This is a genomic window from Dyella sp. SYSU CM1112, from assembly GCF_058216415.1.
Window position 1 is genome coordinate 70221 of the sequence record NZ_JBZEGI010000004.1, and the last position, 23994, is coordinate 94214.

General features: G+C 61.5%; 20 protein-coding genes. 10 read left to right on the forward strand and 10 right to left on the reverse strand.

Annotated features, from left to right (window positions below):
- Window positions 1-126 precede the first annotated feature (126 nt).
- From AC4HNJ_RS07725 to phnG, 7 genes are read right to left on the reverse strand one after another with little or no spacing between them, the layout of a single operon-like run.
- Window positions 127-1269 carry an alpha-D-ribose 1-methylphosphonate 5-triphosphate diphosphatase gene (locus tag AC4HNJ_RS07725; RefSeq protein ID WP_490478976.1) on the reverse strand — a complete coding sequence of 381 codons (1143 nt, stop codon included), beginning with the start codon at window positions 1267-1269 and terminating at the stop codon, window positions 127-129.
- A 41-nt stretch (window positions 1270-1310) separates the two neighbouring features.
- A complete protein-coding gene (gene phnL / locus AC4HNJ_RS07730; RefSeq protein WP_490478977.1) occupies window positions 1311-2012 on the reverse strand; it encodes a phosphonate C-P lyase system protein PhnL in 702 nt (233 codons plus the stop codon).
- The gene (gene phnK, locus AC4HNJ_RS07735; protein ID WP_490478978.1) at window positions 2009-2779 is read right to left on the reverse strand and encodes a phosphonate C-P lyase system protein PhnK; all 771 of its coding nucleotides are present in this window, start codon (window positions 2777-2779) and stop codon (window positions 2009-2011) included. Before phnK ends, phnL begins: the two co-directional genes overlap by 4 nt.
- Entirely contained in the window at window positions 2776-3609 is an 834-nt protein-coding gene (locus AC4HNJ_RS07740) for an alpha-D-ribose 1-methylphosphonate 5-phosphate C-P-lyase PhnJ (RefSeq protein WP_490478979.1), read from the reverse strand. The genes phnK and AC4HNJ_RS07740 overlap by 4 nt, the downstream gene beginning before the upstream one ends.
- Complete coding sequence (locus AC4HNJ_RS07745) at window positions 3606-4811, reverse strand: carbon-phosphorus lyase complex subunit (RefSeq protein ID WP_490478980.1); 1206 nt, start codon at window positions 4809-4811, stop codon at window positions 3606-3608. Before AC4HNJ_RS07745 ends, AC4HNJ_RS07740 begins: the two co-directional genes overlap by 4 nt.
- Window positions 4812-5399 (reverse strand): phosphonate C-P lyase system protein PhnH, encoded by a 588-nt coding sequence (gene phnH / locus AC4HNJ_RS07750; RefSeq protein ID WP_490478981.1) that lies wholly within the window; start codon window positions 5397-5399, stop codon window positions 4812-4814. It lies immediately after the preceding gene.
- Window positions 5399-5842 carry a phosphonate C-P lyase system protein PhnG gene (phnG, locus tag AC4HNJ_RS07755; RefSeq protein ID WP_490478982.1) on the reverse strand — a complete coding sequence of 148 codons (444 nt, stop codon included), beginning with the start codon at window positions 5840-5842 and terminating at the stop codon, window positions 5399-5401. Before phnG ends, phnH begins: the two co-directional genes overlap by 1 nt.
- Before the next feature lie 135 nt (window positions 5843-5977).
- Between phnG and phnF the strand changes: the two genes are divergently transcribed.
- From phnF to phnN, 3 genes are read left to right on the forward strand one after another with little or no spacing between them, the layout of a single operon-like run.
- Window positions 5978-6709 carry a phosphonate metabolism transcriptional regulator PhnF gene (gene phnF, locus AC4HNJ_RS07760; RefSeq protein ID WP_490478983.1) on the forward strand — a complete coding sequence of 244 codons (732 nt, stop codon included), beginning with the start codon at window positions 5978-5980 and terminating at the stop codon, window positions 6707-6709.
- A complete protein-coding gene (locus AC4HNJ_RS07765; RefSeq protein WP_490478984.1) occupies window positions 6709-7368 on the forward strand; it encodes a DUF1045 domain-containing protein in 660 nt (219 codons plus the stop codon). Before phnF ends, AC4HNJ_RS07765 begins: the two co-directional genes overlap by 1 nt.
- Window positions 7365-7925 carry a phosphonate metabolism protein/1,5-bisphosphokinase (PRPP-forming) PhnN gene (gene phnN / locus AC4HNJ_RS07770; RefSeq protein WP_490478985.1) on the forward strand — a complete coding sequence of 187 codons (561 nt, stop codon included), beginning with the start codon at window positions 7365-7367 and terminating at the stop codon, window positions 7923-7925. The genes AC4HNJ_RS07765 and phnN overlap by 4 nt, the downstream gene beginning before the upstream one ends.
- Before the next feature lie 5 nt (window positions 7926-7930).
- Here the strand turns inward: phnN and AC4HNJ_RS07775 are convergent, their stop codons facing one another.
- Together AC4HNJ_RS07775 and AC4HNJ_RS07780 are read right to left on the reverse strand one after the other, a co-directional pair.
- Complete coding sequence (locus AC4HNJ_RS07775; protein ID WP_490478986.1) at window positions 7931-9223, reverse strand: DUF5690 family protein; 1293 nt, start codon at window positions 9221-9223, stop codon at window positions 7931-7933.
- Between the two features lie 379 nt (window positions 9224-9602).
- The gene (locus AC4HNJ_RS07780; protein ID WP_490478987.1) at window positions 9603-10319 is read right to left on the reverse strand and encodes a CerR family C-terminal domain-containing protein; all 717 of its coding nucleotides are present in this window, start codon (window positions 10317-10319) and stop codon (window positions 9603-9605) included.
- A gap of 95 nt (window positions 10320-10414) precedes the next feature.
- On the opposite strand from AC4HNJ_RS07780, the gene AC4HNJ_RS07785 reads away from it, so the two are divergent.
- From AC4HNJ_RS07785 to AC4HNJ_RS07795, 3 genes are read left to right on the forward strand one after another with little or no spacing between them, the layout of a single operon-like run.
- Window positions 10415-11545, forward strand: a complete 1131-nt coding sequence (locus AC4HNJ_RS07785; protein ID WP_490478988.1) for an HlyD family secretion protein — start codon at window positions 10415-10417, stop codon at window positions 11543-11545.
- Window positions 11538-13118: an MDR family MFS transporter gene (locus tag AC4HNJ_RS07790; protein WP_490478989.1), complete on the forward strand. Its 1581-nt coding sequence runs from the start codon at window positions 11538-11540 to the stop codon at window positions 13116-13118. The genes AC4HNJ_RS07785 and AC4HNJ_RS07790 overlap by 8 nt, the downstream gene beginning before the upstream one ends.
- 11 nt (window positions 13119-13129) lie before the next feature.
- Window positions 13130-14632, forward strand: a complete 1503-nt coding sequence (locus AC4HNJ_RS07795) for an efflux transporter outer membrane subunit (RefSeq protein ID WP_490478990.1) — start codon at window positions 13130-13132, stop codon at window positions 14630-14632.
- A gap of 161 nt (window positions 14633-14793) precedes the next feature.
- Here the strand turns inward: AC4HNJ_RS07795 and AC4HNJ_RS07800 are convergent, their stop codons facing one another.
- Window positions 14794-15582: an AIM24 family protein gene (locus tag AC4HNJ_RS07800; RefSeq protein WP_490478991.1), complete on the reverse strand. Its 789-nt coding sequence runs from the start codon at window positions 15580-15582 to the stop codon at window positions 14794-14796.
- Window positions 15583-16136: 554 nt separating this feature from the next.
- On the opposite strand from AC4HNJ_RS07800, the gene AC4HNJ_RS07805 reads away from it, so the two are divergent.
- From AC4HNJ_RS07805 to AC4HNJ_RS07820, 4 genes are all read left to right on the forward strand, one after another.
- Window positions 16137-19097: a response regulator gene (locus AC4HNJ_RS07805; protein ID WP_490478992.1), complete on the forward strand. Its 2961-nt coding sequence runs from the start codon at window positions 16137-16139 to the stop codon at window positions 19095-19097.
- Entirely contained in the window at window positions 19094-19483 is a 390-nt protein-coding gene (locus tag AC4HNJ_RS07810; RefSeq protein WP_490478993.1) for a response regulator, read from the forward strand. The genes AC4HNJ_RS07805 and AC4HNJ_RS07810 overlap by 4 nt, the downstream gene beginning before the upstream one ends.
- Entirely contained in the window at window positions 19480-21153 is a 1674-nt protein-coding gene (locus tag AC4HNJ_RS07815; protein ID WP_490478994.1) for an EAL domain-containing protein, read from the forward strand. Before AC4HNJ_RS07810 ends, AC4HNJ_RS07815 begins: the two co-directional genes overlap by 4 nt.
- Before the next feature lie 399 nt (window positions 21154-21552).
- Complete coding sequence (locus AC4HNJ_RS07820; protein WP_490478995.1) at window positions 21553-23436, forward strand: AI-2E family transporter; 1884 nt, start codon at window positions 21553-21555, stop codon at window positions 23434-23436.
- Window positions 23437-23994: the final 558 nt, after the last annotated feature.

Genomic DNA, 23994 nt, shown 5'->3' on the forward strand with positions numbered 1-23994 from the left:
CGTCGAAGAGAGGCGGCAGCGGGCGCAAAGCGTGCCGCGCTTCTACTTATCTTGCTTGCGACGCAGGCAGGAAAGCCGAACGATCACGCAAACCAAGGCTCCCGCGTCACTCGGCGTGAGCTCATGTCAAAAGGCGCGTTGTCCGTTCATCCAGACGTTGCGCACGATAGGCAGGGAGCCCATGGTGCGCATGCGCACTATGTCTGCGCGCATGCCTGCCCGCAATGAACCGCGATCGTTGAAGCCCAGTGCTTCGGCAGGATTGCGGCTGACCGTCGCCATCGCCCTATGCATGGACCAGCCCGCCTGCGTATGCAGCAAGAAAGCGCCATGCAGCAGGCTTGCGGGAACATAGTCGGACGACAGCATGTCGAGGCGACCGGTACGCGCCAGCTCCAGTGCGGCGACATTGCCCGAATGCGAACCGCCACGCACCACGTTGGGAGCACCCATGATGGTGGTGAGGCCCTGCGCATGTGCGGCGTCCGCAGCTTCCTGCGTGGTGGGAAACTCCGAAATCGTTACGCCGATGCGCTGCGCATGCTCCACGTGTTGCGCGTCGGTATCGTCGTGACTGGCCAGAATGACATGGCGGCCCCGGATCATCGTCAATACGGCGTTTTCATGCGCGGCGCTGTACTGAAGCTGCTGCTCGGTACGATGCTTCACGACCTCGGCGAATTCCGCCTCCGTCCACGTCATATGATTTTTGCTGTAGTACTTCCGGTATTGCGCCAGGTCGCGGTATTGGCGCTGGCCGGGCGTGTGGTCCATTAGCGAAACAAGCCGCACGCTACCGTGATCCATCAAAGGTTCCAGCGTCTCTATGAGACGCGGATAGGCCAGTTCGCAACGCAGATGGATCCAGTGATCGGCGCGCAGCGCGCCGGTGGCCTGGCCCTCGAGAATGGCGTCATAAGTGCTGCGCAAGGTGTCGATGCGTACGCTTTCTTCTTCCACGTCGCCTACCGACAGTGCATCGAACACGGTAGTGATACCCGCGGCCACCACCTGCGCATCGTGCGTCAGCACCGCCGGAATCGACGGCCACAATACGCCGGCGCGCGGCATGAGGTGTTTTTCGAGATTGTCGGTATGCAGCTCGATCAGCCCCGGAATGACATAGTCGCCTTCGCAGTCGATGGCGCCTGGCGCCTGGGTCGGTCCTTCATCGACCAGCCGGATCAGGCCGTTGCGTGCGATCAGGGTGCCATGAATGACACCATCATCGAGCACGATGCGCGCATTGGTCAAAGCTAAATCATTCATGGTGGTCTCGACGAAAAGTTCGCGGGTGAGGGAATGACAGGTCAGGCAGCTTCGAGCGCGTGCATCGGAAACAAGCGCGTGGCGACCCGGTCGCGCATGTCTTCGTCGTGAAAGATGCCGAGTACTGCCGCACCGTCGGCGCGTGCTTCGCTCAGCAACTGCGCCACTACGTTCCGGTTTTCCGCGTCCAGCGACGCAGTAGGCTCGTCCAGCAGCAGGATCGGGCGTCGGACAATCAGCCCGCGCGCAATGTTCACGCGTTGCTGCTCGCCGCCGGAAAAAGTGCCCGGCGGCAAGGGCCACAGATGCTCCGGTACATTCAACCGGCGCAGCATGTCGCCCGCGCGTCGCCGCGCCTCCTGTTCGCTCAGTCCTGCCTGCCAGAGCGGCTCGGCGACAATGTCCAGCGCTGGCACACGTGGAATCACGCGCAGGAACTGGCTGACGTAGGCCAGGGTGTGGCGCCGTACTTCCAGCACCTCATGCGGCGTCGCCTTGGCCAGGTCGAGCCAGCGGTCGGTGTGCCGCACATGCACCGTGCCGCAGGTAGTGCGGTAGTTGCCGTAGATAACGCGTAGCAGCGTGCTCTTGCCTGCGCCGGATGGACCGGACAACACCACGCATTCGCCGGCATGCAGCCGCAAATCAAGGCTGCGCAGCACATTCAGCCGCGTACCATGCTGATGGTGAAGTTCGAACGACTTGCTCAGGTCGCGCAGTTCGAGCATCAAGGCGGTGGTCATGTCGTCAGTACCGAGGAAACCAGCAGTTGCGTATACGGGTGTTGCGGGTCGTCGAGGATCTGATCGGTAAGCCCCGTTTCGACCACGCGTCCGTCCTGCATCACGATCGTGCGGGCGGCAAGCAGCCGTGCCACGGCCAGGTCGTGCGTCACCATCACCGCCGCCAGGCCCAGTTCGTTCACCAGCCTGCGCAAGAGATCGAGAATGCGCGCCTGCACGGAAACATCCAGGCCGGCTGTTGGCTCATCCATAAAGACCAGGCGTGGCTGGGTCACCAGCGTGCGGGCGATTTGCAATCGTTGCTGCATGCCGCCGGAAAAAGTCGTGGGTGCATCGTCGATACGCGAGGGATCGATCTCCACCCGCTCCAGCCAACCGCGCGCAACATGGCGCAGCTGACTGTAATTGCGCATGCCCAGGGCCATCAGGCGCTCGGCGACATTCGCACCGGCGCTTACGTTGAGACGCAAGCCGTCGCGCGGATTCTGCGTGACGAAGCCCCATTCCTCCCGCGTCAGGCGCCGGCGATCGGCTTCGCTCAGGGCGCCGAGTTCGAGCCAGCCGCCTTCGCGCTGGTGATAGCGCACCGAGCCTGAGGAAGGCGGCAACTGCGCGGCCACCGTGTTGAGCAGGGTGGATTTACCCGAGCCGGACTCCCCCACGATGCATAACAGCTCACCGGGATGCAGATCGAAACTTACCTCCTCGCAGCCCACGCGCGACCCGTAATGGTGGCTCAGCTCGCGTACCTGCAGCAGCGCGCTCATGCCGGCGCTCCCGCGCGTCGGCCGCTGCAATAATCGGTATCCGAACATACGAACATGCGTGTGCCGCGATCGTCCACGATGACCTCGTCCAGGTAGCTGTCACCGGAGCCGCACAACTCGCATGGGTGTTCCCAGCGCTGAATCTCGAACGGATGATCGTCGAAGGCGAGGCTCTCAACCCGCGTGTAAGGCGGGATGGCGTAAAGACGCTTTTCGCGCCCGGCGCCAAACAGCATCAGGGCTGGCGAGCGGTCGAGCTTGGGGTTGTCGAATTTCGGAATTGGCGAGGGCGAAGTGAGAAAGCGTCCATCCACCAGCACGGGATAGTCATAGCTGGTGGCAATGTGCCCGTACTGGGCGATGTCCTCATACAACTTCACGTGCATCAGTCCATAGTCCGCCAGGGCGTGCAGGGTACGTGTCTCGACTTCGCGAGGTTCCAGCGTGCGCAGTGGTTCGGGTTCGGGTACCTGGAACACAAGGATCTGATCTTCGCGCAGCGATGTTTCAGGAATGCGGTGACGGGTTTGAATGAGCGTGGCCTCGCCGGTGTGTTCCGTCGTGGCCACGCCTGCGACGCGGCTGAAAAAACGGCGGATGTTCACCGCATTGGTGGTGTCATCCGCCCCTTGGTCGATCACTTTCAATATGTCGTCAGGTCCCAGCAAGGCCGCCGTTACCTGGATGCCGCCCGTGCCCCAGCCATACGGCAATGGCATCTCGCGGCTGCCGAAGGGCACCTGATAGCCGGGAATCGCCACGGCCTTCAACAACGCACGGCGCACCATGCGCTTGGTGTCTTCGTCGAGGAAGGCAAAGTTGTAGGTCATTTTTTAAACACCTCGAACGGCTCCTGCCCTAATGAAACAGCGGCGGATGGGAGAGGGCGCGCGCCGTCTTGCGAGGGGGCAGCGTCAGCGCTCTTCCTCTCGACCACTTCCTGCTGCACTGGGGGAACAGCAGCGTTCTGCGCCTCGCCAAGGTATTGCGCGGCCAGTGTGCGCAACAGCGACAGTTCTGCCTGGAAATCCACGTAATGCGGTAGTTTCAGGTGCTGCACGAAACCCGATGCTTCCACGTTGTCCGAATGGGACAACACAAATTCCTGGTTCTGCGCAGGCGCATGGTTCGTTTCGGCGAGTTCGTCGCAACGCAGGGCACGATCGACCAGTGCCATCGACATCGCTTTGCGCTCGCCTTCGCCCATGCTCAACCCGTAGCCGCGGGTGAATTGCGGCGGGATCCCGTTACCGCCTTGAAACTGATTGATCATCTGGCATTCCGTCAGCACGATCGCGCCAATCTCGATGGCAAACCCCAGTTCTTCCGGGTACACCAGCACATCTACTTCGCCCATGCGGATTTCGCCGGCGAATGGATGGCTCTCGGCATAGCCGCGCTGCGTGGAATACGCCATGCTCAGCAGAAAGCCCTCATCGCCGCGCGCAAGATTCTGCAGCCGGGTGGCGCGGTCGGCCGGGAAGGTAAGCGGTTCGCGGGTGAGGTCGACTGGATCCGGATCGTTGCCGGGTTCGATACGTTCGATCAACGCTTCCGCATCCAGCAGATCGAGCACCCGCGGCATGTTCGGAGGAAGCGGTGCGTCAGCGCGCGCGATGGCCGCCGCGGAAACCGTGTCGAACTCCAGCAGGCGTTGCGTGTAATCGTAAGTGGGGCCCAGCACCTGCCCACCGGGAATATCCTTGAACGTGCCCGAGATGCGACGGTGCACGCGCATTGCGCTGGTGTCGAGCGGCAGGGTGTAGCCGAAGCGCGGCAAGGTGGTGCGATACGCGCGTAGCAGAAAGATCGCTTCGAGCATGTCGCCCGCGGCCTGGCGGATCGCCAGGGCGGCGAGGTCCTCGTCGTAGAGTGAACCTTCCTGCATCACCCGCGCTACGCCCAGACGCAGCTGTTCGCGGATTTGCTTGAGTTCCAGTTCCGGCACAGCGGTATCGCCACGGCGCGCTTCGGCCAGCCATTCCAGGGAGCGAGCGATCGCTTGTTCACCGCCTTTTACCGCAACGTACATTCAATCCTCCAGCAAGCGCGTCGTACGCGGCAAGGCCAGCACCTGCTGCCCGGCGACGAAGAACAGATCGATGCCAAGCGGAAGCCGCGCGGCGAGTGCATGACGTTGTTGCCAGAAGTCGGCGGGCAATCCCTCGATGGCGACGTATTCGGTGTCGCGGACACCCGGGCCGGCAAATGTTCGTCCTTCCCGGCTTGCCGGCGAAAGGTGTATGGCGGCGGCCTGGATAATCAGGCTGGCGGAACGGTCCGGATAGCGCAGTTCGCCACATGCAAACGCGTGCAGCGGTGGCATTGACGCGGCGTCGGTAATCAGCGCGAAGTCTGCATCCTGCGGCTGTTCCGCCGGTTTCAGGCCGGCGTGAAAGCGCATGTGACGAACTGCCTCGTCATCCGCTTGTTGCAGCCATACCGATGTCGTTGCGTCGCACAGCGTCAATACGATCGCCATCGCGGCCGGCGCGATCGGCGCGGGCGACGGTGGCAGCGCCGGCAAGCGGCGCGGGAGGGCGGGACGTGCCATCGCCTGCAGCAATTCGCGGAACGTGCGTTGGCTGTCGAAAACAGGATCGGCAAAGGCGGCCAGCATCATTCGCCTCGTACCACAGTGAAAAATTCCACCTTGCTTGCCGCTGCCTTGCGGCTTGCGTCGTCGCGGCGCCGATCCAGCGAGCGGCGCAGCGGTTCGATCACGTGTACGCATAACTGTGCGTAGCGATCGCCATCCTGCAGCATCGCATCGGCCAGCGCCGCCAGTTCCGCGTGTCGCGCATTGCTGCCGCGGACCCAGGCATGGCCGATATGCCCACCCGCCTGCACACTGCAACGGGTCACGGTGATTTCGCCAAAGTTGAATTGTGGGCCGGTGCCGCCAACCCGGCCGCGCAGCATATACAGGCCAGTCTGTGCCGGACGCAACCAGGAGGCGTCAGTCGGCGCAAAGGCATCCATCGCCGACGCCAACTCGGCCGGATCGGCCTGCGCCAGCAGCGACATCCATTGCGCGCGCGCCAGATAGGGTGAGGTGTCCATGGGTGTTCCTAGGTTTGTCACAAATGTCTAGTTATCTAGACAGGCGAGGACGCTTCGGAGGAGGCCCTCGCAGACCATTGCAGCAGGCCAGCGTGCCGTTGCCATGACGGCAAATAGACAGGTTGAGGACGTGGTATGGGCGAAATCGAGCGGGGAAGAGGCGTAGCGTTGTGGAGCCAGATCAGCGGCATCCTGGCAGCGGAGATCCTCAAAGGTCAGCCGCGCCAGGGCGAGCAGTTGCCGTCGGCACAGGAGCTTGCCGCGCGTTTCCATGTCAACCGCCACACGGTGCGTCGCGCCATCGCCGCTTTGGAAGAGCGCAACCTGGTGCGTACCGAACAGGGGCGCGGCACCTTCGTGCAAGTCCAGACGATGGATTACATCATCAGTCGCCGCACCCGCTTCACGCAGAATATGCGCAACCTCAATGTCGAAGCCGACATGGAGTTTCTGGAGGACGCGCGCGAGCTCCCGCCGATACAGATAGCGCAGGCACTCGGCCTGGACCGGCACGAATACGTCTATCGCATCGAAACGCTGGATCGCGCCGACGGCCACATCGTCGACCACAGCACGGCCTATTTTCCCGCCACGCGTTTTCCCGGCCTGCCTGCGGTGTATCGCAAGCTGCGGTCGGTCACCCGCACGCTCGCCGAATTCGGCGTGGCCGACTACGAACGCAAACACACACGCGTTTCCGCACGCCTGCCGGATGCCGCCACCGCGCGCCTCATGAAACAGCCGGCGAGTCGCCCGTTACTTTACGTGCAGTCGATCAATGCCGACACGCGCGGCGTGCCGGTGCAATATGGCATCACGCGTTTCTCCGGCGATTGGGTGCAACTCGTGCTGATGGCGGATCAGTGATGCGTTATGCCGTGTACTTCTGTCCGGCTGCAGGCAGTGCACTGGACGTGCTTGGGCGGGCATGGCTGTCCGTGGAAGCCTTGCCGGGTGTGTCGGCCGAGCGATGGCGCGCGTTGACCGTCCATGTGCGCCGCTATGGCTGGCATGCCACGCTCTGTGCGCCCTTCGCGCTTATCGAATCGGCCAACTACGATGATCTGCGGCGAGAGGTTGCCGGCATCGCACGCCAGGCGAGTGTCATCGAACTTCCCTTGCGCCTGGACCATCTCGCGAGTTTTCTGGCGTTGCGCCCGTCGAGCAGCGAGGAGCGCGTCAAACTCTTGTCCGAACATTGCGTGCGGCATCTGAACGCCTTGCGCGCGCCCGCCACTGACGTCGCGTGGCAACGCCGGGCACCGCATCTCGATGACATCGAACTCGCCTTGTTCCGCCAGTTTGGTTATCCCTACGTGCTGGATCGCTATCGCTTCCACCTGACAGTGTCTGCGCCGGCTGGCGATGCCGAAGAGCACGCCGTGCAGACATGGTTCGCTGCCCGATTGGCCCATCCCATCGTCGCACGCATCGACGCGCTCACCCTTTGCTGCGAGAAGCAGCCCGGTCAGGCATTCGAACAGATCGAACGGATTCCCCTCGGCATGACAGGGCGCATGCCATGAGTCCGGGTTGCCTGTATTACGTCATGGGGCCGTCTGGCGCGGGCAAGGACAGCGTGTTGGGTTGGGTGCGTGAACATGGCGCGACCCACGGTGTGCTGTACGCACATCGCTATATCACCCGGCCAGCCGATGCAGGAGGCGAAAACCACGTCGCACTGAGCGTGCCGGAGTTTCGTTCGCGCGAACGGCACGGCTTGTTTGCGCTGACCTGGGAGGCGCATGGCTTGTGCTACGGCATCGGTAATGAAGTCGCGCATTGGCTATCGCGCGGTGCCGATGTCCTGGTAAACGGATCGCGTGGCGCATTCGCGCGAGCGTGCGAGCGATTTCCGGCGCTTCGTCCTGTGCTCATCACCGCCAATCCGCGGGTGATAGCCAGCCGCCTCGCCGCGCGTGGACGCGAATCGGAGGACGAGATCGTCGCGCGCATGGCGCGGCTCAATGATTATCCGGTACCGCCGGGTAGCGTCGTGATCCGTAATGATGGTTGCCTTGCAGATGCCGGCGCATGCTTGCTGCAAACCATATGCGCCGAGCATTCGTGCCGCAGCGATTAGAAGAATCAGGCTACGGCGACCACGGCAGCGGGCTCCTTCGAGTGCCGCGCCTTCGCATAAAAGTAGAGTGCAGATACCAGGGTGATCAGCATGCCGATACTCGACAATGTCATCACCGTGTCGGCATAAAACGATGCCCACGACAGATGCATGCCGCCGAACTCCTTGACCAGTATCACCAGCACGCTTCCCATATAGCCGCTGCTATCGGCGATATACATGATGAACCCGACATTGCCGGTGACTTGAAACGTTGCCAGCATGCGTTCGAAGAAGGTGGCGTTGTAAGGCACATAGGCGAGGTAGAGCCCAAAGCCACTCAATCCGATCCAGAGCAAGGGGTCGATCAGGCCGCGATGGTGCAGCCAGGTGGCGAGGACCGCGATCATGAAGCCGCCGAAAATCAACACGTGGTTGAGCATCAACGCCTTGAGGTTGTCGCGCACGGCCATCGTGAAAGCGGTGATGATGAGCACGGCGATGGCGATCGGCACCTCGGTCTCGGTAAACACAGACGCGTCTCCGCCGCGGCCAAGGTCGCTCCAGATTTCTGCTGCGAAATTGTCCCGGAAATCGCGTGTCACCGTCAGCGCCACATAAGCCATCACGATCATCGCGATGCCGGGCAAGAAACGAGTAAAAAAGGCACGGCGCGTGGCGGCATCCATGGGAATGCGCATGCTGCGCGCCGCGATGTCGGCGGCATCGGGTGCGGGCAGGTGTTCAAGTATCCAGGTGGCCAGATAAAGCGGCGCCAGGAACAACAGTCCGGTAGCGAACGGCATCCAGAACTCGCTCACGTGGATACTGACCATTAGCCATGTGCCGACGGATTTCACCACTCCTGATCCAACGATAAAGCTGGCGCACATGAGTGCGCCCATCAATTCCGTGCCACGGCGTCCCTCCAGGTAGCCGAAGATCACGCCCCACACCATGCCCAACGGCAAACCGTTGAGAAACAGGCAGGGGATATTCCATGGTGCTGGAATCAGCGCAAAGCCCAGCAGAGCGATCCATGAAAAACCGATCAGGCCGGCTAACGTACGCGCGCGATGGTGACGTTGGATTTCCGCGATCCAGGTAATGCCGCGCACCTTGCTGAGCATGTAGCCCATCACTTGCACGATCACCAGCCAGACCTTGTAATCGATACCGGCCACATGCATCCCTTGGAACGCGGCGGCTGTGTACGGCTTGCGAAACGCATACATCGACGCATAAGCCAGGAATGCCGCGCTGCCGGCCAGCAAGTTGATCGCCATGGGATGACGGCGCAGACCCGAGAAGAACGCCACGAAAACCACCCGAAATCAGCCGATGCGGCTACGCCGGAAGGGTGGCGGGCGCAGATGACAGTGGCGTGGCGAAAGGTGGCCGCTCCAGCAGCTCGGTCTAAGCCTTGATTTCTTGCGAGGTCGTCCAGGGCACTCGGGCAGCCTTGCATCTGGCAGGCATGCAATGCGCGTATCGCGAACCTGCGGCGTTCAAAGAGCAATCACGCTGCAGTCGAGAGAGAATAGCCAGCCAAGGCAGCATGACGGCCTCTCGTGGTTCGCTCACCCGCGCAGTGAAGGTGTGGGCACCCTGTTTACCGGAGTCATGCGCAGCTCGGGCAGTGGGGATGGCGCTGTCAAACGTTCGGGGCAAGCCCGATCCGCATGCCGATAGTCGCCGTTAATCCGTGCCTTTGCGTTTCCCGGCCTCATGCCAGCTCATCAGCAGGGTGAGCGTCTGCTCGTGCACCGCGGCCTTGATCATGGCGCTCTTGCCGGCATCGATGTCTTTCCATCCCAGCAGGTCGAGGCAGGCGCCGGGCGGATAGTAGAAGGCCAGCGTGAGGCCTTTCAGGGTGAGCAGCCGGATGCGCGTGATGGCGTCGTCGGGGCGCGTATGCATGATCCGGGCGAGTAGCGAAAGCAGTAGCTTATTCATCGGCCGCTTCATCTTCCGCTGCAGCATCTCCGAGGCGACGTTGGGCGATTCACCGGCGAGCTCGCGACCGATCAGGTGCCGCGTGGAAAGATGAGGCTGTACCAGCACGCTATCCAGGGTGGTCGCCTGGAGATCCAGATAAGCGTCGATCAACGTATCGACGTCAGCGTCGTTCTTCAGCGCCTCATTGGCGCGTTTCATGCCCGGCGCATAGCGTGCCCTCAAGTCGTCGGTGATGTACTGGGCGCAGGCTTTGTAAAGCCCTTCCTTGTTTTCGAAGTAGTACTGCAATGCCGGTGCGTTCACGCCGGCAGCGGTGGCGATGTCGCGCGTCGAGGCGCCGTCGAAGCCATGCTCGCCGAACAGGCGGATGGCTGCATCGATGATGCGTTGGCGGGTTTCGTCGCCCCGGGCGTATCCGCCTGCGGACGGGCGGCGGGGGCGCTTGGCTTGGATCATGCGGGCTCTCCATCTCTGCTACCAAGATACCATTTGACAAAATTATTCCATACGGAATAAATTTTCCAGCTGGAATAATTTCGGGATCCATGGGCATGCCTGCTTCCAATACCAGCGCATCGGGTGATGCGCCGAACGCTTCTGCTGCTGCGCCGGTGCGCCGCAGGCCGCCGCGATTTCTGTTGCCGGTCGGCATTGCGCTGGCGGCAGTAGGACTGGTCGCGCTGGTTTATTGGTGGACAGTCGGGCGCTTCATGCAAAGTACCGACGATGCCTACCTGCAGGCCGACAGCGTCACCGTGGCTCCCAAAGTCAGCGGCTACGTTACGGATGTGTACGTGGGCGACAACGCAACGGTGAAGGCGGGCGATCCGCTGGTGCGGCTGGACGGCCGTCAATACCAGGCAGCATTGGATCAGGCCAAGGCGACGGTCGATGCACGCAAGGCGGATATCGAGCGTGCACAGGCCGGCATCCAGGAACAGCAGGCGGCCATCGAGCAGGCCAGGGCGCAGCTCCAGGTTGCGCAAATCAGCGCCAAGCACGCCGAGGATGAAGTGCGTCGCTACGGTCCGCTGGCAAAAACCGGTGCGGAAAGCGGCGACCAGCTGTCGGTGCTGGTCAGCAACCGGGATCGGGCACGGGCCTCGCTGGCGGCGGACGCTGCCGCGCTCGATCAGGCGCAGGCGCGCATGGCCGACCTCAACGCGCAGATCGCCCAGGCGCAGGCGCAGCTCGAAGCCGCGCAAGCATCGGCCAAGCAGGCGCAGCTGGATCTGCAAGACACGTTGATACGCAGTTCGCTGGACGGTCGCGTTGGCGATCGCACGGTACGCGTAGGGCAATTCGCCCAGCCGGGTACACGTTTGATGACGGTAGTGCCGGTGCAGAGTGTCTATCTCACCGCCAATTTCAAGGAAACACAGATCGGCCGCATGCGTGCAGGCCAGCCGGCCGAGTTGCACGTGGACGCCTTGCCCGATGCAGACCTGCATGGCGTGGTCGACAGTTTTGCGCCGGGCACCGGTTCGGAGTTCGCGTTGTTGCCGCCGGAAAATGCCACCGGCAACTTCACCAAGATCGTGCAACGCGTGCCGGTGCGTATCCGCATCGATACGGATGCGCAGACGCGCAAACGGCTGGTGCCCGGTTTGTCGGTCACCGTCGATGTGGACACGCGTTCGAAAGGTCGCAGCGCGCGGACGCCGGACGCCCGCCATGGCTGAAGCGGTTGCCAGTCCGGTACCTCATCCGGAGCGCGCCAGCGTTGCAGATTGGATCGCCGTAGCGGCCGGTTCGCTTGGCGCCCTGATGGCGACGCTGGATATCTCGATCACCAACTCGGCGCTGCCGCAGATCCAGGGTGAAATCGGCGCCACCGGCACCGAGGGCACTTGGATCTCCACCGGCTACCTGATGTCGGAGATCGTGATCATCCCGCTCGCGGCGTGGCTTTCCCGCGTGTTTGGCCTGCGCAACTTCCTGCTTGGCTGCGCCATATTGTTCATCCTGTTCTCGATGATGTGCGGTCTCTCGCATACGCTGATCGTGATGGTGATCGGCCGCATTGGGCAGGGCCTTACCGGCGGCGCGATGATTCCGACCGCGCAGACCATCATCCGTACGCGATTGCCGCTTTCGCAGTTGCCGGTCGGCATGACTGCATTCGGATTGATCGTGCTGCTGGGGCCGTTGCTCGGTCCCGTGCTGGGCGGCTGGTTGACGGAAAACATCAGCTGGAGCTGGTGCTTCTTCATCAATCTGCCGGTGTGCATTGGCTTGATCACGTTGTTGTTGGCCGGTCTGCCGTCCGCGCCGCTACATCTGGAAGCGCTCAGGCAAGCGGATTGGCTGGGCATCGTCGGCTTGGCGGCGGGGCTCAGTTCGTTGACCGTGGTACTGGAAGACGGGCAGCGTGAGCGCTGGTTCGAATCCAACATGATTGTCTGGCTCAGCGTGGTCTCGTTCATTGGCATGGTGCTGATCGCCATCTCGCAATTCACGGCCAAACGCCCGGTGATGCGCCTGAGCCTGCTCAGCAACCCGCGCTACGCGAGCGTGATTTTCATCGTGCTGGTAGTCGGCGCGGCGCTATATGGCGTGATCTATCTGATTCCGCAGTTCCTCGGATTGATTGCCGGGTACAACGCGGAGCAATCCGGCTGGGTCATGCTGGTGTCGGGCGTGCCTGCTTTCATGATGATGCCGATTCTGCCGCGCCTGCTTGGCAGGGTGGATTTCCGCATCCTCGTCATCACCGGGCTGTTGTGTTTCGTGGGCAGTTGCATGCTGGATATCCACTTGACCGCGCAAAGCGTCGGACACGATTTCTTTTGGTCGCAACTCGTTCGTGGCGCGGGGCAGATGCTTGCCATGATGCCGTTGAACCAGGCGTCGATGGCAGCAGTGTCACGTGAGGAGTCAGGCGACGCGGCGGGCATCTACAACATGGCGCGCAATCTCGGCGGTTCGATCGGCCTGGCGATCATCGGCACCGTCATCGACCGGCGCAACACCTTTCACGTCGCCACGATCCGTCAGTCGCTCACGGCCAACTCGGTACTCGGTCAGGAGCGCATCGCCGCCAACGCGGCGAGTTGGTTTACACGCACCGGCGACATGGCGTACTCGCATATGCGCGCGCTGGGCCAGCTCGCCGGCCAGATCCAGCAGCAGGCCATGGTGATGACCTTTTCGGAAGTGTTTTACCTGTTGGGCATCGCCCTGCTGTGTTGCGTGCCGCTTGCGCTATTGCTCAAGACGCCGCGCTATCACGCGCCGGTCAGCGAAGGTCATTGAGGATGTTTGTCATGTCGAGTTCTTCCTTGCGCGATGTACGTGTTTCAGGTTTCGCGCTACTGACCATGATGGCTGGACTCGCCGGATGCACGGTGGGCCCCGATTATCACGGTGCGCCGAACGTGGCGCCCGGTGCCATGCATGCGAACGCCTTTGTGCGTACGCCGGCCGCTGGCGTCACGCAGGTCGCCCATGCGCCCAGTCGCTGGTGGGAATCGTTGGACGATCCGCCATTGAACGCGCTGATCGCCGAGGCATTGAAAAACAATCCGAACCTGCAGATCGCCCAGGCCCGCCTGCGTGAGTCGCGCGCCCAGCTGCAGCAGCAACGTGCGTCGGATATGCCCACTGTCTCGGCCGATGCCGCCGCGTTGCGCATGCGCCAGCCGGATCTCTCCGGCTTGCAGACATCGTCGCAAAATGCCGGCAACACGCCGTCAGGCGGACAGGCTTCAAGCACATCGCAAGGACGCGGTCCATGGCAGCTCTACAGCGCCGGCTTCGATGCTTCCTGGGAAATCGACCTGTTCGGCGGCACGCGACGCGCCATCGAGGCGGCATCGGCGCAAGCCCAGGCGGTGGATGCGGATCTGGCCGATACGCAGGTGTCACTGGCCGCCGAGGTGGCACAGGCCTATATCGAATTGCGCAGCCAGCAGCAACGTTTGTTGCTGGCCGATCAATCGGCGCAGCTGGAACAGAAAACATTGGACCTGATCCGGCAGCAGCGCGAACGCGGCGTGGTGCCCGATGCGGATGTCGAACGTCAGACCACGCAAGTGGAAACGACCAAGGCCACGCTCATTCCACTGGACGAGCAGATTACGGAATCGCTGGACCAGCTTGCCGTACTCACCGGCCAGGCACCCGGCGCGCTGGACCGCGAACTTTCCGCGCCAACGCCATTGCCCGCATTGCCGGCATCGGTACCTGTCGACGATCCGGCCACCGTACTGAAGCAGCGGCCGGACATTCGCGCCGCCGAGCGTCGCCTTGCCGCGAGCAATGCCCAGATCGGCGAGCATGAAGCGGATCTTTTTCCGAAGGTGACGATGCTCGGCTTTATCGGTTCCAGCGCGGCCGACCCGGGTCATTTGAGACGCAAGAGTGCATTCACCTGGTTAGGCGTGCCTTATCTGCAATGGGATGTGTGGGATTTCGGTCGCACGCGCAGCAGCATCCGTCAGGCAGAAGCGGGCCGCGACGAAGCTGCCGCACGTTACACGCAAACCGTGCTCGCCGCACTGCAGGATGCCAACAACGCTTTGTCGCGCTACGGCCATCAACGCGAAAGCGTGGTGCGGCTGCAACAGATCGAGGCCTCCGCTGATCGCTCACTGACTTTGATGCATCAGCGCTACGCCGCGGGTGCGTCGTCGCTCATTGATCTGCTGGATACGCAGCGGGTGCAATTCAGCGCGCAGCAGAACCTGGTACAGGGCAGAGCCGAACTGCTCAAAGATTTTGTGTCACTGCAAAAGAGTCTTGGACTTGGCTGGGTGTCTGCGAAATAAACCGTTGCGTCATGTAAGCAAGGGCGATGTCCTGGATAAAGCGTCGTCCGGCGAATACAGGGTCTCAGCGACTTTACGCGTACACTTCGTTTTCCAAAGCGCGCACGCTCGTCCGTCATCCGGGCGAGCGATGCGGGCCATGCGAATAGCGTGAACAGGCCTTAGTCGTTGTTATTGAAAAGGCCGCCGAGCACCGAGCCGATCACGCCTCCGGCGACGGCGCCACCGATGCCTGCATTGGAACCGCCGACAGCATTCCCGTTATCCCTGGCGAGATACGGTTCCAGCGCGTGCGCCAGGTTCGGCATGGTGAGGGTCTGCAGCCAAACCTGGCCGGGGCCGGTGAGATGAGCGACGAACAAGCCATCGCCGCCGAAGAGCTTGTTCTTCAATCCGGGAATCAGGCCGATGTCGAAGTTGACCGAACCCTCGAACATGCCGACGTGGCCGGGATGCACCTGCAGCATTTCACCGGGGGCCAGCGTATAGGTGACAATTTCGCCGCCTAGTTCTACCCAGGCCCGGGCGTTGCCGCTCAGTTTTTGCAAGACAAAGCCATCGCCGCCAAAGATGCCCGCGCCAAGCGAACGCTGGAAGCCGATCGAGAGCTCCACCCCCTCCGTGGCACACAGAAAGCCATGGCGATGGATGAAATAGGTTTGGCCGGCGTTGACCTGGACCTCGACGATCGAGCCTGGCACGTGGGCCGCAAAGGCGACCATGCCCGGCGCGCCGGATGTCTCGTATTCGTTCATGAACAGGCCGCCGCCCGAAAGCGCGCGTCCCACTGCACCAAGAAACCCTTTCGCGCCTGCCGTTCGTGCCGACGTCTGCAGCACGATGTTGCGTGTCATCCAGGAAAACCGCCCCGGCTCCGAGATAAGCCTGTCGCCTTGTTCCAGGCCCACTTCCAGCACCGGCAGGGTCGTTCCTACTGTCCGAGTCTTCATTGCTTTGCCCCCTAAGTATGTGTATCTGCGAGCCCATCCGCATGACGCGCTGCGCAGGCATTCGCATAGAACAAGCCAACCCGAAGAGGGTAGATCATTTAAAGGCCATCCAGCAGTGCCACAGGCAACGGCAGGCTAGTGCGCGCCGTGCAAAATGCGCCACCACTCCATCGCGAGCCTGTTTCAGCGTCCCGAACGGAACGGAGCGCGCCATAAATCCTGTGGCTCAGAGCGACAAACATGTGTCATGTACTGATCGGGGCCACCACCAAAAGCGTGATCACACGCTTCCACGCTGTATCGGGCATCACGCGGGATGATTTGCTTTCGACCGGCAGGGCGGCTGGCCTGTTCGATGCCTGCGTGAAAATGTAAAGGGCGCGTCAACGTTACGTCAAAATCACTGCACAAACGCGACACTTTCCGCCAAGCGCAAAAGGCGCGACACGCGCGCAGGGCTGTCAGCTGACATCGTTGATCAGCCAGTGTAATACTCTGCCAACCGCGCCTATAGAAAGCGAACTAAGCGGGCAATAGGGACATGGGGGAAATGTATGAAGCGACCTGTTCTGGCCGGGGAGCTGGCCAGATTCCTGCTCACGTTTTCGCTTCTTTTCGCGCTGGGCGTGTTGGTACAGATTATTGTCGCTGTCGTCGAACGGCGATTCGCGGAACGTCATGTCGATCAGTTGAATGTCGGTGCAGTCAGCTTGGCCGTGCATACGCTGCGCGCCGACGTCGATGTCGCGAAAGGGGATATAAACCTTCTTGCTGCGGTTCCCATCGTTCGGCAGTTCATGGCAGCGCCGACGCCGGCATCACGCGAGGTGTTGGCACATCTTTTCGCGACGCTGTCGGCCATGCGTGGCGACTATTTGCAAGTCCGGCTGATCGATGACGCGGGCAGGGAGGTATTGCGGATCGATCGGACCGCGCAGGGCGTGCGCAGCATTCCTGTAGCAGAATTGCAGGACAAGTCGTCGCGGCCGTATGTCACGGCAACGGCGAAACTGCCGGACGGCGCGTTGTATGTCTCGCCGCTTGATCTCAACATCGAGCATGGCCGTATCGTTTCCCCCTACGAGCCCACGTTACGCATAGGCAGGCCGCTGTTCTCCACGGATGGCAGTCGCGTAGGGATGATCATCATCAACCTCGACGGCAACCAATTGCTGACCCAGTTCAAGGAGAGCGCCGGGCTTGCACAAGGGTCCATGTGGCTGGTCGATCGGGATGGCCATTGGCTGGTAGGCCCTGATCCCGATCGCGACTGGCGCTTCATGATGCCGGACGCTACGCAGGCTACGGTCGCGACCGATGCGCCTGCGATCTGGAAAGCCATGCAGTCAGGGCCTCACGGCCGGCAGCACGGCAGCTTCGGCAATATGGTGTTTGACACAATCGACTTGAATCGCGGGGGAGGAAATGCTGCGCCGCAATTGCGCATTGTTTCGGTGACGAAGACCCCCGAGCTGATGGATATCCTGCTGAGTCGACGTTACGTGCTTTACCTTGTGCTGTTGCTTCCGCTGATGCTGGCACTGGCGGCGTGGCTGAGCCGCATGCGTATCGGCTTTTATGTCATACGCGAAAAGATGCGGATGAATGCACATCTGCTGGATGACATTTTTCGGCATTCCAGCGTGGCAATAAAGGTGAAGGATATCGATGGCCGCCTCCTGCGCGTCAACAATGCCGCCGCCAAGCTGCTGGGGAAACCGGTTGAAGAATTGATCGGCAAGAGCGTCGATAGCGTCGCCACCGCAGAGACTGCCGCACTGGTGCGCGAGCATGATCGTGAGGTGATCGAAGGACATGGCATCACCGCCTACGACGAACAAGTCAATTACCTGGGGGGCTCCTACACGCTGCTCACGCGGCGTTTTCCCGTCACTGACGCCCGTGGCGAGGTGGCTGGCGTCGGGGTGATCTCGATGGACATCACGCAGCGCAATCATATGGAGCAGGAACTGCGAACTGCCAAGATGGAGGCGGAGGCCGCCAATCAGGCGAAATCGCTCTTTCTCGCCAACATGAGCCATGAGCTACGCACCCCGCTCAACAGCATCATTGGGCTGAGCGAGCTTATGCTTGAACAGGCCGATGATCGCGAAGACAACGAAACGGGCGAAATCATGCGGCGCGTGGTCCATGCCGGACGGCATCTGTTGTCGCTGATCAACGATGTGCTGGATATTGCTCGCATCGAATCCGGGCGCATCGAACTGCATAATGAAGTCGTCAGCGTGGAATCGCTTGTCGAGAGCGTGATCAATACCATGCAACCGCTGGCAAACGCCCACGCCAACAAGCTGTTGCTGGAGGCGTCTCCCGATGTGGGCCTGGTGTGTGTCGACGTCACGCGATTGCGACAGGTCATGCTCAATCTTATCGGCAACGCCATCAAGTTCACCCGTAATGGCGAGGTGAAAGTGGTGCTGTCCCGCAGTGGCGATCAGCTCCACATCACGGTGGCGGATACCGGTATCGGCATGACCATGGAGCAGCTGCAGCGCGTCTTTGAACCGTTCGAGCAAGCCGACCGTTCGATTGCGCGCCGTTTTGGCGGCTCCGGGCTGGGCCTCACCATCTCGCGACAACTGCTCGGGTTGATGGGAGGGCAGATTGAGGCGACCAGTGATATTCACAGCGGCAGCGTATTCATGGTGTCGTTGCCGGTCGGCAAGATCGACCACCCGGAGCAGCCGCTCTCGCCGGTGGCCGATGAGAGTTCATTTGCGCGTCAGCGGCGTCCACTGGTGCTGGTCGTGGATGACGATCCGGACGCGTGCAAGCTCGTTCGCAATGCACTGGAGCGCAGCGGTATCGAAGTGGCCAGCGCCGCTTCCGGAAGAGAGGCCTTGTCACTCACCCGCGCGCTCCGGCCGGCGGTGATGATCCTGGACATTCAATTGGGCGACATGAGCGGCTGGGATGTGCTTGCAGCACTGAGGGCGGATCCCGAGCACACCGAACTGCCTGTGATCGTTTGCACGGTGACCGATCCGGACCAGCGCACCGGCATCCTCGGCGTCGTGGAACATCTCACCAAGCCTTTCGATCGGGAGCACCTTACCCGGCTCGTCCAGCGTTTCATCGGAAGTGCGAAGAGCCGCCGCCTGTTGGTGGTGGACGATGACGATCTTTATCGCGACAAGATGGCGGCCGTGCTGCGCGAAGAAGGTTACGACGTAGACACGGCATCGAACGGCGAGCGCGCGCTGAGCATCATGCGCGAGCATGCTCCCGATCTCTTGCTGCTGGACATGATCATGCCCGGCATGGACGGGCTGGCGGTGGTCGAGTCGATGCGAGCCGACCGGGCGCTTGCGGCGGTGCCGATCATGCTGGTCACCGCGGCGGATATCTCGCCGGACGTGACCAAGAGCCTGTATGAACGCGCTGTTCTGCTGATACGCAAAGGCGAGGTCGACTTTGCGAACGTCGTGCCGCAGATACGCCGCTTGCTGGATCGATTGCAGGCGCCTGCGGGAGAGGCGAGGGAGGCGATATGAGCTGGGTACTGTACGTTGAGGACGATGCCGACAATGCCTTCATGCTTACTCGCAGGTTGCAGCGGCACGGCATTCAGGTGCGCCACGTCGAAGATGGCGAAAAGGCACTCATCGCGGCCGTCTGGAAACGTCCGGATGCCATCCTGCTGGATATCAACCTGCCGGGCATCAGTGGCCTGGATGTACTGCAAAGATTACGCAGCAATCCGCATACGCTCGACGTACCCGTCATCGTTCTTTCTGCGCACGTCATGGAGGCCGACATTTTGAATGCGATGGAAGCGGGCGCGAATGCCTTCGTCCCCAAGCCGATCGAGTTTCAGCGCTTGCTCGATGCGTTGCAACGCGTTATCAGGAGCGACAGCAAAGGGAGCTATGCATCGTGACCCAGGACGCGCGGATCCTCGTCGTCGACGATGACGAAAGCAGCCGTTTCATGATGCGAAGGCGGCTGATGCAACTGGGTTTCCATAATGTGGTGGAGGCACGCGACGGCGAGGCGGCGCTGTTTGAAGCGCGCCGGCAGGTTCCGGATGTCATGTTGCTGGACGTGATGATGCCGGGCACCGACGGTCTGGCGATCTTGCATGCCCTGCGTCAGGACGATTATCTGCGCGACGTCGCGGTGATCATGATTTCAGCGAACGATAAGATGGAACTGGCGGCCCGTTCCATCGAGCTTGGCGCCGAGGACTACCTGGCCAAACCCGTGCTTATCTCGATGCTGCGCGCGCGGATGGCGTCGGTGCTGGAACGCCGTCGCCTGCGCGCCATCGAGCGTGCTTTTCTGTCCCGCTTCGACGCGGAAACCGAGTTGCCCAATCGCGCCGCACTGCTCGAGCGAATCGATCGCTTGATGGCATCGGGGCGCCCGCTGGTGCTGGTCACGGCCGCTTGTAGCAACTACGCCGGTATCGCGCTCGGCACCGACGAAGGAGAGGCGGCCTCTGCGTTACGCAAACTCGCAGGGCATGTGCCATCGCGCTGGAGCAAAGTCGATACCGTGGCGCGTATCGCCGACGATATGCTGGGCTGGCTGATACCGGAAACACGATCCAGTCAGCAGCTCGTGTTGGACGTGCAGGCAACCCTCGATAGGACGGCGCGCGAATCGTCGCGCATCTTTGGCTCGGTGCGCGCACTTACCGCCGCGATAGCGATGTGGCCCGCCAGCGATGGCACGCCGATCGAAGCAGGTGAACTGCTGCGGCTGGCCATGAGCGAGGCCGCGCGTATCGACCCGCTCGGTGACGAACGGGTGATTCTGGCCGACCCGTCACTGCGCACTCGTACGCGTGCCTCGCTGGCCGTGCACCAGCAACTGGAGCGAGGACTTGATCGTGGCGAATTGGAACTGTATTTCCAGCCGATTTTCGCGGTCGAGGGGAATGTAATCGCGGTGGGCGGCGAGGCGCTGCTGCGCTGGAACCACCCCGAGCGCGGCTTGCTCGGTCCCGATGCGTTTCTTGATGCGGTCGAGCACACGCCGCTGATGAGCCGCATCGATGCATGGGTGATGAAACACGCTATCGCCAGCTTGATCGCCTGGGATGGGAATCTGGCGCCGACATTTTGCTTGCATGTGAACGTCACCGCGCGAAGCCTTGCATCAGGCCGGCTGACAGAAATTCTCATCCATGCCTTGCCTGCCTCGTTGCGCAAGCACTTGGCGGTAGAACTCACCGAGCGCGTGCATGTGCCGGACATGCCCGCCTGTGCCGCGGCGTTGCGCTGTTTGCGTGAGCTGGGTATTCATGTGGCCCTGGACGATTTCGGCACCGGGTTCTCGTCGCTGAGTCACGTAAGTCTGTTGCCTTGCGACACCATGAAAATCGATCGAAGCTTTGTCAGCGGCGTCGACCACGACGCCAATATGCGCTGCCTGCTCGAATCGCTGATCAGCATGGCCAGGTCACTAGGCTTGACGGTGATCGTGGAGGGGGTCGAGCAGAACGGCGAACTCTCGGTGTTGCGCGAGGCCGGTTGCCCGCTGGTGCAAGGTTATTTGCTGGGTAAGCCGCGGTGTGAGTCGGAGTTTCTGAGCTATTTGCACTGAACCGGTGATGCGCCGTTGCTTTTCGTATACGGCTAGGCCTTGTGCCGGCGACTTCTGCATGCAACAGGTCCACGCCATAGGCGCGCGGCGCGCGCTAGCCAGACGTGGCCAGCGGGGCGATCGTGCCGCGCTGGCACCGCTTAGCGGTGTCCGTCGAGAGGCTGCATGAGCTGTGTCATCGACACGGGCGCCAGAGTTGCGGGATGCTTGGCAAAGGGACGGAGCCCGTATGTACCGGCCATGTCGAGGGTGACCCGACTGAAGAAAAGAATAGGCAGAGGATGATTGAAAAGGTCCTGGGTCTCTTGAGCCATGCTCCGGGACCGAGGTGTGTGCAGTTCAGGCGCCGCCTTGCGTGATAAGCCCAGGCGGAACAGCTACTCCGGTCGACATTCCATCATGCCTCTCGCGTCAGATCCGCAACCCGTCGCTTCGGCCAGTCAACGCTCATTGACCGTTATCGCCACAGGCGTGGTGCTTGCACTGCTTTATTTCGGCAAGGATGTGCTGGTTCCCGTCATCCTGGCCTTGATTCTGGCCTTGCTGATGGCGCCTTTCGTGCGTCTGCTGCAGAAGATGCGACTGGGGCACGCGTACGCGGTGTTCATCGCGGTCTTGCTGCTGGCCTTGGTGGCAACCGGGCTTATGACGGTTATCGGCTCCCAGATCGTGCACCTGGCAGAAAGTCTTCCTCAATATGAGCGCACCGTTCACGCCAAACTTCAATTGCTGCATGACCTGACCCTCGCCCGTTTGGAGATGATGCGGGGCGAAGCAGGCAGGGTCATCGGTGTATTGGGTGGCAACGGCACGACCGAGTTGGCACAGACAGCGTCCGCCGTGCCTTCATACGCCCATGCGATAGAGGTTCCCGCCTTGGGCAGTCCCTGGAATGCGGTGCGGAGAGTCCTGTCTTCTCTCTGGAGTCCGTTGGAAACGGCGGGGATCGTACTGGTCGTACTCGTGTTTGTGTTGCTTGAATATGAGTCGCTGCGAGACCGCTTTATCCGTGCCGTGGGCGGTACGGATTTACGCGCGACCACCGTCGCGATCAATGACGCCGGCGAACGGCTTTCTCGTTTTTTTATCTCGCAGTTTTCGGTGAACGTCAGCGTGGGCCTTGCGATATGGCTGGGACTGGCCCTCATCGGACTTCCCAATGCCCTGCTTTGGGGTGCGCTTACCGCCGTGCTGCGCTTTGTGCCTTACATCGGTGTGTGGTTGGCCGCCCTGCTTGCTGCCTTGCTCGCCATGGCAGTTGCGCCGGGGTGGTCACTGCTGCTGATGACCGTCGGATTGTTCGTGCTCGTCGAAGTGTTGGTGAGTCAGTTGCTGGAGCCGCAGTTGTATGGCCACGCGACGGGGCTGTCGCCGCTCGCGGTCGTTGTCTCGGCCATCTTCTGGAGCTGGCTTTGGGGCCCCATGGGATTGGTGCTGTCTACGCCTCTGACCCTTTGCCTGGTGGTGATAGGGCGGCACGTCAGAGCGTTCACCCTGCTGGGTATTCTGCTGGGCGACACGCCGGCCTTGACGTTGCCGCAGCGATTTTATCAACGGGCGCTTTCCGGTGATGCCGATGAAATCATCGCCGCCGCGCGCAGCTATTTAAGGCAGCGTTCGTTGGCCAAGTACTGCGATGTCGTATTGCTGCCGGCGCTACAGCTTGCCCAGATGGATCTGGCCCAGAAAGCGATTGGTCCGGAACAGCTGCATAAAGCGAGAACGACCGTTGTCAAAGTGATCGAGTCGCTTGGAAGGGAAGCGCCGCCGCAACCACGGTGGCGCCGTCGTGCTTCCGTTCTCGATGACGACCTGGTGCATTACCTCCGGCAGCAGCGTGAGCATGTCGCGGGACGTTGGCAGGGATCGCTCGCCGTGGCGCCTGGATCGGTCGTGCTATGCATGGCTGGCGGCAGTCGTTATGACGACATCGCGACGGAGATACTCGTACGCATTCTTCGCGACCTTCATATCGACGCGCGACACGTCTCCATCAAGGACATTGAAGACTTTGAGGGGGAGAGCCATCCGGAAGCGACGCCCGATGCCATCGCGATGATACATATCGTCAACGCTTCCGGCGCCGACGGCTGGGAATCCGGCGATGCCACAGCAAGGGAAATGCGAAAGCGAAAACGGCTTGCGGATGCCACCTTCGTCGCCGTGCTTCTTCCTAATCTCCTGGAAGTGCAGGAGCTGCCGAAGTTTGGCCCGCACATCGATCGAATCGCGCAGTCCTTCGAGCAGGCGGCGCAATATACGATCGAAAAATTCATGAAGTGATCGATGTGCATCGCCCGGGGCCATTGCCGGTGCGGCGAAATCATGCGTGTCATCGCTTCAACGAAACCCGATGACCTCGTTCCACGCACGCTGGATGACGATATCTGTATCGCTGTGGCTGGTTCATCCTTCAGTGCTGAAGTAGAGCTCGCGTTGAATCGCAATCCTGCGCCTATCGCACCGCCACGATGTGCGGTGACGAAGGACCGGGGTGGTGTGAAGTCAATCTCGCGTTGAATCGGCGTGGTGTTGCAAGCGCAAGCAACCCCACCCTCTCATGCGAGCGCGGGAGAGAGCGAGAAGCGTGCGATGTGGAGGATCAGGTTTCGATCTTTCCTCTCTGCAATGAGGGAAGAAGTATGGGCACAACGCAGACGAAGCGCACGCTAACCCCGGCGCGATGTGTGCGCTGCAGTACATCTGAACATCGGAATGGGTGCGACGGCGTTATCTGTGAATGTAACGCTCTCCACGTGTGAGTGACGGGCAGAGACAGCACGGCCGCCTTTCATGGAAGGCAGCGGTGCTGTCGAGGCGAATCCGGCGTGGGTCACCCGA

Excerpts from the sequence above, each read along its gene's own strand:
- AC4HNJ_RS07790 (WP_490478989.1), top strand. The coding sequence starts at position 11,538 with ATGGCTGAAGCGGTTGCCAGTCCGGTACCTCATCCGGAGCGCGCCAGC.
- phnH (WP_490478981.1), bottom strand. The coding sequence starts at position 5,399 with ATGCTGGCCGCCTTTGCCGATCCTGTTTTCGACAGCCAACGCACGTTC.
- AC4HNJ_RS07745 (WP_490478980.1), bottom strand. The coding sequence starts at position 4,811 with ATGTACGTTGCGGTAAAAGGCGGTGAACAAGCGATCGCTCGCTCCCTG.
- AC4HNJ_RS07795 (WP_490478990.1), top strand. The coding sequence starts at position 13,130 with ATGTCGAGTTCTTCCTTGCGCGATGTACGTGTTTCAGGTTTCGCGCTA.
- AC4HNJ_RS07740 (WP_490478979.1), bottom strand. The coding sequence starts at position 3,609 with ATGACCTACAACTTTGCCTTCCTCGACGAAGACACCAAGCGCATGGTG.
- phnN (WP_490478985.1), top strand. The coding sequence starts at position 7,365 with ATGAGTCCGGGTTGCCTGTATTACGTCATGGGGCCGTCTGGCGCGGGC.
- phnF (WP_490478983.1), top strand. The coding sequence starts at position 5,978 with ATGGGCGAAATCGAGCGGGGAAGAGGCGTAGCGTTGTGGAGCCAGATC.
- AC4HNJ_RS07810 (WP_490478993.1), top strand. The coding sequence starts at position 19,094 with ATGAGCTGGGTACTGTACGTTGAGGACGATGCCGACAATGCCTTCATG.
- AC4HNJ_RS07725 (WP_490478976.1), bottom strand. The coding sequence starts at position 1,269 with ATGAATGATTTAGCTTTGACCAATGCGCGCATCGTGCTCGATGATGGT.
- AC4HNJ_RS07785 (WP_490478988.1), top strand. The coding sequence starts at position 10,415 with ATGCCTGCTTCCAATACCAGCGCATCGGGTGATGCGCCGAACGCTTCT.
- AC4HNJ_RS07765 (WP_490478984.1), top strand. The coding sequence starts at position 6,709 with ATGCGTTATGCCGTGTACTTCTGTCCGGCTGCAGGCAGTGCACTGGAC.
- AC4HNJ_RS07820 (WP_490478995.1), top strand. The coding sequence starts at position 21,553 with ATGCCTCTCGCGTCAGATCCGCAACCCGTCGCTTCGGCCAGTCAACGC.
- AC4HNJ_RS07780 (WP_490478987.1), bottom strand. The coding sequence starts at position 10,319 with ATGATCCAAGCCAAGCGCCCCCGCCGCCCGTCCGCAGGCGGATACGCC.
- AC4HNJ_RS07805 (WP_490478992.1), top strand. The coding sequence starts at position 16,137 with ATGAAGCGACCTGTTCTGGCCGGGGAGCTGGCCAGATTCCTGCTCACG.
- phnK (WP_490478978.1), bottom strand. The coding sequence starts at position 2,779 with ATGAGCGCGCTGCTGCAGGTACGCGAGCTGAGCCACCATTACGGGTCG.
- AC4HNJ_RS07800 (WP_490478991.1), bottom strand. The coding sequence starts at position 15,582 with ATGAAGACTCGGACAGTAGGAACGACCCTGCCGGTGCTGGAAGTGGGC.
- phnG (WP_490478982.1), bottom strand. The coding sequence starts at position 5,842 with ATGGACACCTCACCCTATCTGGCGCGCGCGCAATGGATGTCGCTGCTG.
- phnL (WP_490478977.1), bottom strand. The coding sequence starts at position 2,012 with ATGACCACCGCCTTGATGCTCGAACTGCGCGACCTGAGCAAGTCGTTC.